Source organism: Methylobacterium sp. J-118 (genome assembly GCF_057836565.1).
In genome coordinates, this window is the sequence record NZ_JBYQFA010000001.1 from 4,293,342 (window position 1) to 4,305,486 (window position 12,145).

The 12,145-nt window shown below is 71.0% G+C and carries 12 protein-coding genes; 8 read left to right on the top strand and 4 right to left on the bottom strand.

The window, feature by feature from the left end:
• Window positions 1-54: 54 nt before the first annotated feature.
• Window positions 55-612, bottom strand: coding sequence for a 3'-5' exonuclease (locus tag AC3IF3_RS20985; protein WP_489230193.1), 558 nt, complete (start codon window positions 610-612; stop codon window positions 55-57).
• A 436-nt stretch (window positions 613-1,048) separates the two neighbouring features.
• On the opposite strand from AC3IF3_RS20985, the gene glmU reads away from it, so the two are divergent.
• The 3 genes from glmU (at window position 1,049) to AC3IF3_RS21000 (ending at window position 5,632) form a co-directional block, all read left to right on the top strand.
• Window positions 1,049-2,425 (top strand): bifunctional UDP-N-acetylglucosamine diphosphorylase/glucosamine-1-phosphate N-acetyltransferase GlmU, encoded by a 1,377-nt coding sequence (gene glmU / locus AC3IF3_RS20990; protein ID WP_489230194.1) that lies wholly within the window; start codon window positions 1,049-1,051, stop codon window positions 2,423-2,425.
• A gap of 150 nt (window positions 2,426-2,575) precedes the next feature.
• Entirely contained in the window at window positions 2,576-4,402 is a 1,827-nt protein-coding gene (gene glmS / locus AC3IF3_RS20995; RefSeq protein ID WP_489230195.1) for a glutamine--fructose-6-phosphate transaminase (isomerizing), read from the top strand.
• Between the two features lie 69 nt (window positions 4,403-4,471).
• Window positions 4,472-5,632 (top strand): M20 family metallopeptidase, encoded by a 1,161-nt coding sequence (locus AC3IF3_RS21000; protein WP_489230196.1) that lies wholly within the window; start codon window positions 4,472-4,474, stop codon window positions 5,630-5,632.
• An 89-nt stretch (window positions 5,633-5,721) separates the two neighbouring features.
• Here AC3IF3_RS21000 and AC3IF3_RS21005 read toward each other — a convergent pair whose 3' ends face one another.
• Window positions 5,722-6,852, bottom strand: coding sequence for a serine hydrolase domain-containing protein (locus AC3IF3_RS21005; protein ID WP_489230197.1), 1,131 nt, complete (start codon window positions 6,850-6,852; stop codon window positions 5,722-5,724).
• A 591-nt stretch (window positions 6,853-7,443) separates the two neighbouring features.
• On the opposite strand from AC3IF3_RS21005, the gene AC3IF3_RS21010 reads away from it, so the two are divergent.
• Both AC3IF3_RS21010 and AC3IF3_RS21015 read left to right on the top strand, forming a co-directional pair.
• A complete protein-coding gene (locus AC3IF3_RS21010; protein ID WP_489230198.1) occupies window positions 7,444-7,767 on the top strand; it encodes a hypothetical protein in 324 nt (107 codons plus the stop codon).
• On the top strand, window positions 7,764-9,230 hold the full coding sequence (locus AC3IF3_RS21015; protein WP_489230199.1) for a methyl-accepting chemotaxis protein: 1,467 nt from the start codon (window positions 7,764-7,766) through the stop codon (window positions 9,228-9,230). The genes AC3IF3_RS21010 and AC3IF3_RS21015 overlap by 4 nt, the downstream gene beginning before the upstream one ends.
• 21 nt (window positions 9,231-9,251) lie before the next feature.
• On the opposite strand, the gene AC3IF3_RS21020 is transcribed toward AC3IF3_RS21015, so the two are convergent.
• Window positions 9,252-9,440 (bottom strand): ribosome modulation factor, encoded by a 189-nt coding sequence (locus AC3IF3_RS21020; protein WP_243967590.1) that lies wholly within the window; start codon window positions 9,438-9,440, stop codon window positions 9,252-9,254.
• A 30-nt stretch (window positions 9,441-9,470) separates the two neighbouring features.
• Window positions 9,471-10,391 carry a 50S ribosomal protein L11 methyltransferase gene (locus AC3IF3_RS21025; RefSeq protein ID WP_489230200.1) on the bottom strand — a complete coding sequence of 307 codons (921 nt, stop codon included), beginning with the start codon at window positions 10,389-10,391 and terminating at the stop codon, window positions 9,471-9,473.
• Window positions 10,392-10,677: 286 nt separating this feature from the next.
• Between AC3IF3_RS21025 and AC3IF3_RS21030 the strand changes: the two genes are divergently transcribed.
• The 3 genes from AC3IF3_RS21030 to modA all read left to right on the top strand — a co-directional run bounded on the left by AC3IF3_RS21030 (window position 10,678) and on the right by modA (window position 12,135).
• Window positions 10,678-10,821, top strand: coding sequence for a hypothetical protein (locus AC3IF3_RS21030; RefSeq protein WP_243967588.1), 144 nt, complete (start codon window positions 10,678-10,680; stop codon window positions 10,819-10,821).
• Between the two features lie 159 nt (window positions 10,822-10,980).
• Window positions 10,981-11,178, top strand: coding sequence for a hypothetical protein (locus AC3IF3_RS21035; RefSeq protein ID WP_243967587.1), 198 nt, complete (start codon window positions 10,981-10,983; stop codon window positions 11,176-11,178).
• A 141-nt stretch (window positions 11,179-11,319) separates the two neighbouring features.
• Window positions 11,320-12,135, top strand: coding sequence for a molybdate ABC transporter substrate-binding protein (gene modA / locus AC3IF3_RS21040; RefSeq protein ID WP_489230201.1), 816 nt, complete (start codon window positions 11,320-11,322; stop codon window positions 12,133-12,135).
• Window positions 12,136-12,145: the final 10 nt, after the last annotated feature.

The window sequence follows — 12,145 nt, forward strand, 5'->3', positions numbered from 1 at the left end:
CTTCTACTACGCCTAGATCCAGCGTTTCGCATAAGCGGTGGTGATCCCCTCCGCCTAAACGGCGACCTCGGGCCAAAGCCGGTGCGGGCCGAGGCGGCGGCCCGCTTTGATCACCGCCAGCGCCTGGGCGCGGGCATCGCCGAGGGCATCGTGCTTCGCCTCCTCCGGGGTGGCGATCTTGACGTCGGCCAGCTCAAGAATGGTCCGCGTGTCGCGGATCGCGCGATGCCCCCACGGGATCGGATGGCCAACGGCGCGAAACGCGCTTTCAAGGATCGGGAGGTCGAACGACGCGCCGTGACCCCAGATACGGATCTCTGCCGGTGGCGCCTTGAGGGCATCCCAGAACCAGCGAAACTCCTGCAACGCGTGGGCGATATGCGTACGCCGACCGGAATAGCCCGCGCTTAAGACGTGCCGGGCGTCGCCTTTCTGACCGAGCCACCACGCGACCGTCTCCGGATCCATGTGTCCGATAGCCCCAGCCGGGTCGATCACCAGAGACAGCTCGGCGCCGAGACCGTCAGGCCCGAAGGCGACCGCACCGATCGACCGGATCATGGCATCCGGCCGCGTCGACATAGTTTCGAGGTCGATCATCACATCGCGCATGGTTGGATCCGTGCTCCAGAAAGGCGAGGGCGGGGAACCCATCCGCGCTATTCGAGCGACGCACCGATCCGCGTCCCCTCAGCGGATCGGTGCGGGAGGCATCGAGAATTTCCGTTAGAAAGCAATAATGGCGTGGATGACCGGTGCGGGAGGTAAGCCATTGCAGACATTGAGCTATGACTTAACTGCTCGGGGAGCCATCCAATCATCATCGTCTGGGGGCGTCCACGCCGGTGACGGGTTTCCCGTCCTGTGGGCGATCGGCCACCGGCCAGATCGGTGGCCGCCCGGATGAGGGCGGCGAGTTTCGTGATCGTCCAGGGTTCGTTCGCCCAGCCGGATGAGGCCGGACGTCTCGCGCCGCCGATCGCCCGGGCTTGCGCGCCGCGCCGGTCCGGCCCATCCGTGCCGTCGTCTCACGATGCCTGGATCCGCGATGACTCCCACCGGAACGACCCCGCGCAGCCTCACCGCCATCGTGCTCGCGGCCGGGAAGGGCACGCGGATGCGCTCGGACCTGCCGAAGGTGCTGCACCGGATCGCCGGGCGCAGCATGCTCGGCCACGTCCTCGCCGCCGTACAGGCGGCCGGCGCCGGCCGGATCGCCGTCGTGGCCGAGCCCGGCCGCGACGACGTGGCCGCCGAGATCGCGAAGGCGGCCCCCGGCGCGCAGGTCTTCCCGCAGGCCGAGCGGCTGGGGACCGCCCACGCCGTGCTGGCCGCCCGTGCGGTGCTGACCGATCCGGACGACGACGTGATCATCGCGTTCGGCGACACGCCGCTCATCACCGCCGAGACCTTTCTGCGCCTGCGCGCGCCCCTGGCCGACGGCGCGGCCGTCGCCGTGTTGGCCTTCGAGAGCGCGACGCCGGCGGGATACGGTCGCGTTCTCACCGCCGGGAACCGCGTCCTGGCGATCCGCGAGGAGAAGGATGCGAGCCCGGCCGAGCGGGCCGTGACCCTGTGCAATGCCGGCCTGATGGCGCTCGCCGGGCGGCACGCTCTGGCCCTGCTCACCCGGATCGGCAACGACAATGCCGCGGGGGAGTATTACCTCCCGGACGCCGTGGCGCTCGCGGTGGCGGACGGGCTGTCGGTCACCACCGTGCCGGTGGACGAGGCGGAGGCGCAGGGTGTCAACGACCGGGTGCAGCTCGGCGTCGCCGAGGCGGCGATCCAGGCCCGCCTGCGCCGCGCCGCCATGCTGGGCGGGGCCACCCTGGTCGCCCCCGAGACGGTGTTCCTCAGCTACGACACGGTCCTCGGGCGCGACGTGGTCGTGGAACCCAACGTCGTGTTCGGGCCGGGGGTGCGGGTCGGCGACGGCTGCACGGTCCGGGCCTTCGCGCACCTCACCGAGACCGAGATGGCGTCGAGCGTGACGATCGGCCCGTTCGTGCGGCTGCGCGGGCACGCGGTGCTGGAGACCGGCGCGGAACTCGGCAACTTCGTCGAACTGAAGAACACCCGGATGGGGGCGGGCGCCAAGGCCGCGCATCTCACCTATCTCGGGGACGCGGAGATCGGCGCGAAGGCCAATATCGGCGCCGGCACGATCACCTGCAATTACGATGGTGTGCTCAAGCACCGGACCACGATCGGCGCCAGCGCGTTCATCGGCTCGAACTCGGCCCTGGTCGCCCCGGTCACCGTGGGGGAGGGGGCCTACGTCGCCTCGGGCTCCGTGATCACCGACGACGTCCCGGCCGACGCCATGGCGGTCGCCCGCGGCCGGCAGGCGGTGAAGCCCGGCTGGGCGAAGCTGAAGCGCGCCGCGTTGCTGGCCGAGAAGGCTTTACGCAAGAAGGCGTGACGCGCCGCGGCCTCCGGCCCCTGCTGTACTGGCCGGGGCTGGCCCTGCGCGGCTCGGATCCGGTACAAGCCACCCTTGGACGCGCCCTGCGCGGAGCGGCCCGGACCTTGCGCGCAGGGCCTCCCGGGCGTCGGAGCGAGAGACAATCCCATGTGCGGCATCGTCGGCATCGTCGGGCGCGACGCGGTGGCGGGTCAGGTGATCGAGGCCCTGCGGCGCCTCGAATACCGCGGCTACGATTCCGCCGGCATCGCCACCCTGGAGCACGGGCGGCTGGAGCGGCGCCGGGCATCCGGCAAGCTCGTCAACCTGGAGAACCGGCTGGAGCGCGAGCCGCTCACCGGGACGATCGGCATCGGCCACACCCGCTGGGCGACCCATGGCCGGCCCAACGAGACCAACGCCCATCCGCACGCCACCCGGCGGCTCGCGGTCGTCCATAACGGCATCATCGAGAATTTCCGCGAGCTGAAGCAGGAGCTGGAGGCCGACGGCATCGTCTTCGAGACCGAGACCGACACCGAGGTCGTCGCCCAGCTCGTCAGCCGCAACATGGACCGGAAGATGGGGCCCGTCGAGGCGGTGGCCGCCGCCCTGCCGCGGCTGCGCGGCGCCTTCGCCCTGGGTTTCCTGTTCGCCGGCGAGGAGAATCTGCTGATCGGCGCCCGCCACGGCGCCCCGCTCGCGGTCGGCTTCGGCCAGGGCGAGACCTATCTCGGCTCCGACGCCCTGGCGCTGGCCCCCTTCACCGACGCCATCACCTACCTCGACGAGGGCGACTGGGCGATCCTGACCCGGGACGGCGCCGAGATCCGCGACCAGGCTGGCGCCCACGTCGAGCGCCCGCGCCAAAAAATCGCCACGCAGGCCTACCGGATCGACAAGGGCGAGTACCGCCACTTCATGGCCAAGGAGATCCACGAGCAGCCCGAGGTGGTGGGCCGCACGCTCGCCCATTACGTCGACCTGGCGCAGGGGCGGGTGATGCTGCCCGAGGCGCTGCCCTTCGACTTCGCCAAGCTCAGCCGCGTCTATATCACGGCCTGCGGCACCGCCTTCTATGCCGGTCTCGTCGCGCGCTACTGGTTCGAGCAGGTGGCGCGCCTGCCGGTGGAGATCGACGTCGCCTCCGAGGCCCGCTACCGCGAGGCGCCCCTGGAGAAGGACGGGTTGACGCTGGTCATCTCGCAATCGGGCGAGACCGCCGATACGCTCGCCTCCCTGCGCTACGCGAAGAGCCAGGGCCAGCACACGCTCTGCGTGGTCAACGTCCCGACCTCGACCATCGCGCGGGAATCCTCCGTGGTGATGCCGACCCTGGCCGGACCGGAGATCGGCGTCGCCTCCACGAAGGCGTTCTCGTGCCAGCTCACCGTGCTGCTCTGCCTGGCGATCGCGGCCGGCCGGGCGCGCGGCACCCTCGACGCGGCCGGCGAGCGGCGCCTCGTCGACGCGCTGATCAAGGCGCCGGGCCTGATGGCCGAGGCGCTGTCCCACGAGCCGGAGATCGAGGGCCTCGCCCGGGAGATCGCGAAGGCGCGGGACGTCCTCTATCTCGGCCGCGGCACCAGCTACCCGATGGCGCTGGAGGGCGCGCTGAAGCTCAAGGAGATCAGCTACATCCACGCGGAGGGCTACGCGGCGGGCGAGCTGAAGCACGGGCCGATCGCCCTGATCGACGAGAGCGTTCCCGTGATCGTGATCGCGCCCCACGACGCGGTGTTCGAGAAGACCGTCTCGAACATGCAGGAGGTCGCCGCCCGCGGCGGGCGGATCGTGCTGATCGGCGACGCCAAGGGTGCGGCCGAGCATGGGCTCGACACCCTCGCGACCTTCACCATGCCGGCGGTCGACGCCACCGTGGCGCCGATCGTGTACGCGGTGCCGATCCAGCTGCTCGCCTACCACACGGCGGTGTTCATGGGGAAAGACGTCGACCAGCCGCGGAATCTGGCCAAGTCTGTCACCGTGGAATAGCCGCGCCGGCCGGACGCGGCGCCGTCCTTGCGTGCGGCCCGATCCCGCAGGAAACGGTATGCGCAGCCCATGACCGAAACCGACTCCGACGCCCTCCGCTGGCTCGACGGGCAGGAGGGCGCGATGCTGGCCCTGCTGGAGGAGCTGGTGAACATCGATTCCGGTTCCTACGACAAGGCCGGGGTCGATGCCGTCGGCGCCCGCATCGCGGACTTCCTCGCCGGCCACGGCATCCCGGTCACCACGGTCCCGGTGGAGGGTTTTGGCGACGCGCTGCGGGCCCAGGTCGCCGGTTCCGGGGGCGGGAACCGTCCGGTCGTGCTCATGGGCCACCGCGACACCGTCTTCCCGAAGGGCGAGGCCGCGCAGCGGCCGTTCCGGATCGCCGCGGGGCGCGCCTACGGGCCGGGGGTCGCCGACATGAAGGCGGGCCTCGTGATGAACGCCTTCGTGCTCGCGGCCTACCACCGGGCGGGCGGTGCGCGGGTGCCGCTCACCGGCCTGTTCACCAGCGACGAGGAGATCGGTTCCCCGGCCTGCCGGCCGATCATCGAGGAAATCGCCCGCGGCGCCCGGGCCGTGCTGAATTCCGAGCCGGGGCGGCCGACCGGCAACGTCGTCACCGGCCGCAAGGACGGCGTATTCATGCACCTGGAGGTGCTGGGCAAGGCCGCCCATTCCGGTGGCAATTACGCGGACGGACGGAGCGCCATCCTGGCGCTGGCCCACAAGACCGTCGCGCTCCACGCGATCACCGACCTCGACAGGGGGACGACGGTGAATGTCGGGCTCGTCTCCGGCGGCCAGTCGGTGAACACCGTCGCGCCCCGGGCGACCTGCGAGATCGACCTGCGCTACGTCACCCCGCCCGACCGGGAGGCGGCGATGGACCGGATTGCCGCCATCGTGGCGGATGCCACGGTGCCGGGCACGACCGCGCACCTGACCGTCAAGGGCGCGTTCCTTCCACTCGTCCAGGACGCGGCCTCCCGGGCGCTGTTCGAGACCTATGCTGGCGTGAGCGCGGGGCAGGGCCATCCCGTCGCGGGCGAGTTCGCCGGGGGCTGCGCCGATTCCGGCTTCACCGCCAGCGTCGGCTGCCCGACCCTCTGCGCGGTCGGCCCGGTGGGCGGCAAGGCCCACTCGCCCGAGGAGTACCTGGAGGTGGCGAGCCTCGTCCCCCGCGCGCGGGCGATGGCGCAGACCATCGCGGCGCTGGCGGAGGGCTGAGGGAATCTGAACTCACGGGGCGATGCTCCGGCCCTTCGAACCCGCGCGGGCCTTCGCCGATCCTCTGGCGCCGCCCGCGCGAGACCCGCTCAGACGCGCAGGGCCGCCGCGAGGCGCAGCAGGAAACCGTCGAGGGCGGATTTGTCGATCCAGCGCAGCACCGCCACCAGATCGTGGTCCGGATCGCACCAGATCACGTTGTTGCCGGCGCCGAGCGCGCTGAACGACGTGGCCGGCAAATGCGGCTTCGCGGTCGCGCCCCGGTTGAGCCACCAGAGATAGCCGTAGCTGTCGAGGGTCGGCGACGGGGTCAGCATGGCGCGGATCCAGCGCTCCGACAGCAGCCGCCGACCGTTCCAGGCCCCGCCGCGGTTGATGAGCAGCCCGAAGCGGGCATGATCGTCGGCGCCGATGAACAGGCCGCCGCCCCAATGTCCGCCCCCCGGCACCGACTGGATCCGCGCGCCGTCGACCGTGACCCAGCTGGTGTCGTAGCCGTGCCACGCCCAGTCGCGGGAGGCGCCGATCGGATCCAGGATCCGCTCGCGCAGCACCTCCGGCAGGGGGCGGCCGAAGCGCCGCATCAGGCAATAGGATAGCAGGTTCACCCGCACGTCGTTGTACTCGTAATAGGTGCCCGGCGGGTTCGGCGCGCGCCGCTGGCCCTTGCGGCTGTTGTCCGCCCCCGGACCGATCTGCCGGAAATGGTCGACCTGATCGGACTTGCCGAACAGCGTTCCCTGCCACTCGCTCGATTGCTGCAGCAGGTGGCGCCACGTGATCGCCCCGTTATGCGGCCCCTCGAGACACGGGTCGGGCACGCTGTCCCGCACCGGCGCGTCCACGTCGGGGATCAACCCGTCATCGTGGGCGAGGCCCGCCAGCACCGCCAGGTAGCTCTTGGCGATGGAGAAGGTCATGTCCGGCCGGCCCGTATCGCCCCAGGCGGCGACGCGGCGTCCGTCCTTGAGGATCACGCCCGCCGGACCGCCCCGCGGGCGCACCGGCCCGACAATGTCGCTCCATGGTCCGGTCTCGTTCCACTCGACGATCCCGACGTAGCGCCCGTCCGGGTAGAACAGGCTGCGGGGCCACGCGCTCTCGTTCGCAGCGGCATACCCCACCGCCTCCGCGAGGCGGGCGAGATCGAACCCGGCCTCTCCGGGATCGACGGTCTCCCAGGGATCCGCGGGCCAGGACTGTGTCGTCGATGGTGCCAATGTCTGCCTCACACAGGACCTGAGTCGATGAGCGGGACGCATCGCTTGTCAGGCTCGTTCCAGACGTCCCGCTCCGCCGTGGCGCGCCCGGCCCCCCCCCCGGCGACCGAGCCCTTCGCCACCCAGCCGTGACGGGAAGCAGAATGCGCGCCGCGCCATGCCGGCGGGAAACGGGCCGCGCTCCAGCGCCACGGCGCCGGACCAGCACCCCGGCGCGGCCACGGCCTTGAAAGGCTCGAAGTGATCGTGAAGATCGCTGCATATTCCTATATTGACGGAGCAGAAATCGTTTTATTAGACAACTATACATTGCGAGAACAACAATAAAAATCACCAATAAACGCATCTATGCGTGTTCATCGACAGGTCTTCAGTATAAAAAATCTGATTTCTTCGCCAAAAAAATCTACCCAAAAAATCCTTTCGGCCATAAACTGTCGGTTTAGTCCTGTCGGTGGATCGTCACCGCAAGCCGATAGGCTGATTCAGATCTCCCGACGATGAAGGATGTGGCGGGCGAGCATGGCGGCGGCAATCGATTCAGGATCCGGGGAAGGCCCTGCGCGCGCCCGGCATCGAACGGCTTTCGGCGTGCTCGGAAGCGCCGTCGCCCTCGTCGTACCGCTGATGCTCCTCGCCGCCCCCCGATCGGACGTCGTGGCCCTCGTGCGCGGCCCGGGATCCGACGCCGCCGACCTCGCCCGCATGGTCGCCGAAGCGGGCGGGTCGATCGTGAATGTCAGCGGCCGGCCAGATATCCTGATCGCCCGCTCGGACAGCGACGGCTTCGTCGGACGCCTCTACGCGGCGGGGGCTTGGCTCGTCCTCGACGGACGCCTCGCCGACGGCTGCGGACGACAGGGCGCCGCGCTCACCCCTCGAGACGACACCAACACCGGACATTTTACGCGATGAACCATCTCGACGCCCTCCGGCGCAGCTTCGGCCGCACGCTCATCGCGACCCTGTGGGCGCATGTGCCGATCGTCGCGGGCGCCGAAGTCGCCCTGACCGGCGGGCTGCCGGCGCCGGGCCCGATCGCGGCCGTGGTGATCCTGGCCGGGACCGCGACCCTGCTGTGGCGCCGCGACCCGATCGGCCAAGCCACGCGCATCGTCAGCGGCCTTGCCCTGATCAGCATGGCGGCCGTGTTCCTGACCGTCTTCACCGGTCATCCCTGGCAGATCGATCTGCACATGTACTTCTTCGCCTGCCTGGCCGTGCTCGTCGGCTGGTGCGACTGGCGCGTGATCCTGGCGGCGACACTGGCCACCGCGGTCCATCATCTCGCCCTGGATCTGGCGATTCCGGCGCTGGTCTTCCCGGACGCCGCCAGCGACCTCGGGCGCGTCGCGCTGCACGCGGCGATCGTGGTGACGGAGGCCGCCATCCTGATCTGGGTCTGCCGGATGACGGTCCGGTCGTTCGAGGCCCTCGGCCGATCCGAGAAGGAGGCGCAGGCCCAGCTTGCCCGCGCCAGCGTTCTGGAGCGCGAGAACGCGGACGCGCATAGCTCCCTCGATGCGGCCCGGCGGAGCACCACCGAGCAGCTGGCCCAGACCTTCGAGACGACCGTCGGCGGCATTCTGGCTCACGTCTCGACGGCGGCGACGAGCCTGCGCAGGGCTGCCGCCAACATGTCCGCGACGGCTTCGGACTCCGCACGCCGGTCGTCGGAGGTGGCCTCCGCGGCCGGGGACGCGGCGCAGACGGCCGAGACCGCGGCCGCGGCCACGGCCCAGCTCGGCGCCTCGCTGGGCGAGATCGAGCGGCAGGTGAGCGGATCCGCAGAGCTCGCCAACGTCACCGCCGCCGAGGCGGCGGACGCGGTCCCCCTGGTCCAGGAACTGAGCGCGGCCGCCGAGCGGATCGGCGACGTGGTGGCGTTGATCTCGACGGTGGCCGCCCAGACCAACCTGCTGGCCTTGAACGCCACGATCGAGGCCGCCCGGGCCGGCACGGCGGGCCGGGGCTTCGCGGTCGTCGCCGCCGAGGTGAAGGAACTGGCCAGTCAGACCGCCAAGGCCACAGAGGATATCGGCCAGCAGGTCGGGCGGATCCAGACCTCCACGCACCGGGCGGTCACGGCGGTGAACGCGATCACGGTCCGCATCCGCGACATGAATGCGCTCGCCACGCAGATCACCGCATCCGTCCGCGACCAGGGCGCCGCCGCCGAGCGGATCGTCCGCAGCGTCGCCGAGGCGGCGAGCGGCACCGGCGCCGTCAGCTCCACCGTCGCGGCGGTCGCCGTGACCGTCGAGGCGACCGGAGCGACCGCGAACGGCGTCCTGGCCTCCGCCTCCGAACTGTCGGCCGAGTTCGAGACCCTCGGGCAGGAGGTCGGTCGCTTCCTGGCCTCGGTCCGCGCGGCCTGAGCGGCCCTGGACCAGGGCGGCTCAGCCGCCTCTGTGCGGCGGGTCGGGGACGCGGTCGAACGGCACGCCGTCGTACCCCTCCAGCCAAGCGGTCCGGGGTTCGGAATTCGCCGGATACGGACAGGCGTCCCTGGGACGGCCGCGCGCCCGGGCATGGGCCCCCTCGCTGATCGGATCCGGCGACGGGTCGTGGAGCGGCGTCTGGCTCATGACCGGACAACGTGCCGGCCCGGGCGCAGTTCAGCCGAGGGGCCGTTCGGCCGCACCGCCGCGTCTCAGCACGAGGGCGACCCAGCCCTCGATCAGGCCCCGGCGCACCAGCGCGAAACCCTGCAGACGGTAGGCCGAGAGCACGCCCGGAACGTCGCGCTCGATCAGCCCGGACAGGACCAGCACGCCGCCGGGCGCGACCACCCGCGTCAGCGACGGGGCGAGGAGCCGCAGCGGCCGCGCCAGGATGTTGGCGAAGACCAGATCGAAGTGGCGGGGCCGGGACGCGAGCCGGTGGCGCACCCCGGGGCCGTGATAGAGCTTGAGATAGGGGCCGAGGCCGTTGGCCCGGGCATTCTCCCGCGCCGTGTGCACCGCCTCCGCGTCGAGGTCGCCGGCCACCACGGGCTGCCGGAGCGCCTTGGCGGCCGCGAAGGCGAGGATCCCGGTCCCCGTGCCGACATCCAGGACGCGCACCGGCCGCCGCCGCTTCAGCACGTCGACCAGCGCCCGGAGGCAGCCCAGGGTCGTGCCGTGATGACCGGTGCCGAAGGCCAACGCCGCCTCAATCTCGATGGGCAGGTCGTTGGCGCGCACCGCATCGCGGTCATGCGCGCCGTGGACGAGGAACCGCCCGGCCCGGACCGGCTTCAGCCCCTCGAGCGAGGCCCGGACCCAGTCCTGCTGTTCGATGGTGCGGAACTCCGCGGTGTCGGCTGCAGCGCCGATCACGGGTCGGATCAGCGCGCGGACGTAATCCTCGTCGGGCGCATCGGCGAAGTAGGCCTCCAGCCGCCACGTGCACCCGTCCGCATCCTCGAACGCCGCCACGGCGGTCTCGGTGGGATCGAACATCTCCCCCAGCAGATCGGTCATCGCCCGCGCCGAGCGCTCGTCGGTCAGCAGGCGCAGGACGTGGGACGGGCGGTGGGGCGGAAGGCCTTCGAGCATGGTGCCGGGCTGTAACGCCCGGGCGCGCGACATCACAGGGGGCAAGGGGCGGCCGACGCGAAAAAATCCTCCCCGGGGCCGGAGCCGGGCGCGCGACCGGGCCAGGGCGCCCATTTGTTGCCGGTTGGACACAAGTCGAAATACTTGTCTTTCGAGCCAGCCAGATCAGTGTTCGGGGCCGCAGTCTGTGCTTAGTCAGTCTCGGCTTCCCGAAGCCCGAACCCTCAACTCGGGCGCGCCGTCCATTCCGCGGCGGCACGCCGGTTTTGACAGGCACCAGCGATCCATGACCTCGCCCCTCCTCATCAGCGTTGCCTTCGCGTTCGCGACCGCTGGAGCGGCTTGGCTCTGGGGGCTCCTGGTGGCGGTCGGCATGAACAGGCAGCCGGACGTCGGATCGACGGAAAAACCCGACCTCCGGACCTGGTGATCGGTCGCGTCCGGGATTCGCACGATCGGCCGCCCAGGAATGCGGCATGGTGTCTACGCGTTAACCACAGGTTCCGGCGAATCGCGCGGAACTCGCTGCGCAGCGCCACGTTTTTGCGGGCTTCGGCCGTGAATCACGATTGAGCAGGGTGCGTACCGCGTGACCAAGTCCAGGCGTTCCGGCCCCCGCGGGCCCGTGGTGGTCAACGAGGCGTCCGGACCGTCGCGGCCGCGCGACCGGCTCTTCGGCGCGCCGACGCCGGACGGCCCCCTGCCCGGCCACCTCCTCGTCCTCCTCAGCCGCCTGCACCGCGCGGAAGCCGCGCCGCCAGAGCCCCGTGAGACCCCGCACGGCTGAGACCGGGCGGAACACCCTCGAAAACAGGACACCGCCAGCCGGATGGGACGCGGCCGGGCGGACCTTGGCCGCGCGCGGCGACAACCCTATGATCCCCGTCATACCCGGCCGGATATAACGGCCCGCGACAGGGAAGCTTCCATGCGCCTGACCCGATGGATCCTGGCCGCGCTCGCGCTCGGCATGCTGGCGGTGCCCCCCGCATCCCGGCCGGCGCGTGCGGCGGAGCCTGTGGTGGTGTTCGCCGCGGCGAGCCTGAAGAATGCGCTGGACGACGCGGCGGCGGCCTGGACGAAAGAGTCCGGTAAGACGGCCCGGATCTCCTATGCGGGCTCGAACGCCCTCGCCAAGCAGATCGAGGCGGGGGCGCCGGCCGACCTGTTCATCTCGGCGGATCAGGCCTGGATGGATTACGTCGAGCGGGCCGGGCTCCTGAAGCCGGGCTCGCGGGTCGACCTCCTGCGCAACGCGCTGGTGCTGATCGCGCCGGGCCCCGAGAACGCCGGCTCCGATCCGCAGATCGCCCTGGCGCCCGATCTCGGGACGACGCTGCCGAAACTGCTCGGCGGCGGCAAGCTCGCCATGGCGACGATCGATGCCGTGCCGGCCGGCAAATACGGCAAGGCCGCCCTGGAGAAGCTCGGAGCCTGGGAGGCCGTGAAGGGTCAGGTGGCCCAGGCCGAGAATGTCCGCGCCGCCCTGCTGCTGGTCGCCCGCGGCGAGGCCCCGCTCGGCATCGTCTACGCCACGGACGCCGCCGCCGATTCGAGCGTCCACGTGCTGGCGACCTTTCCGGCCGACAGCCACCCGCCGATCGTCTACCCGGCTTCCGTCATCCGCGACTCGCACAATCCCGATGCCGCCGCCCTGCTGACCGCCCTGCGAAGCCCGGCCGCCCGGGGGGCCTTCGAGCGCCAGGGCTTCACGGTCGTCGCGCCGCCCAAAGCCAGCCCCTAGCGGCTCGGCC